1 pseudogene is annotated in these 428 nt (G+C 77.1%); it reads right to left on the reverse strand.

From position 1 onward, the window contains the following. Positions 1-428 (reverse strand): annotated as a pseudogene (locus E2E34_RS35105) (hypothetical protein); the annotation flags it as partial.

Here is a 428-nt window from a genome sequence, read left to right on the forward strand (position 1 = left end):
TATAAGAGACAGGTTCGTGGGCGGGGCGGAGGTGGCCCTCGTCCTCCGTGCGGCGGATCAGTTCGGCGATGCGGGCCGTGGCCTGGTCGCGGTCGTACGCGAGGAGCAGCCGGCAGTCCTGGCCGTGGGCGGGGCGCAGGTGCGGCAGCCAGCCGAGCCAGGCCCACTCGGCGGTGCGGTCCCGCAGCGGCCTCGCCCTGTCCGTGCTGATCAGGACGATCTCGAGGTCGGCCGGGGAGTGCAGTGCGGCCAACTGGGCCACGACCGCCCTGGCGAGGCCGGCCAGGCGGGCGCGGGGACCGGCGAGGCCCAGCGAACCCACTTCGCGCAGGCCCACCGTGACGGGCACGGCGGGCAGCGGTCGGCCGCCGTCGGGCGCGGGGCGGTCGGCGGTGCCCAGGCGCAGGGCCAGTGCCTCGGGGTGGGCG

It is taken from the genome of Streptomyces albidochromogenes (genome assembly GCF_005981925.1).
Classification (GTDB): Bacteria; Actinomycetota; Actinomycetes; order Streptomycetales; family Streptomycetaceae; genus Streptomyces; species Streptomyces albidochromogenes.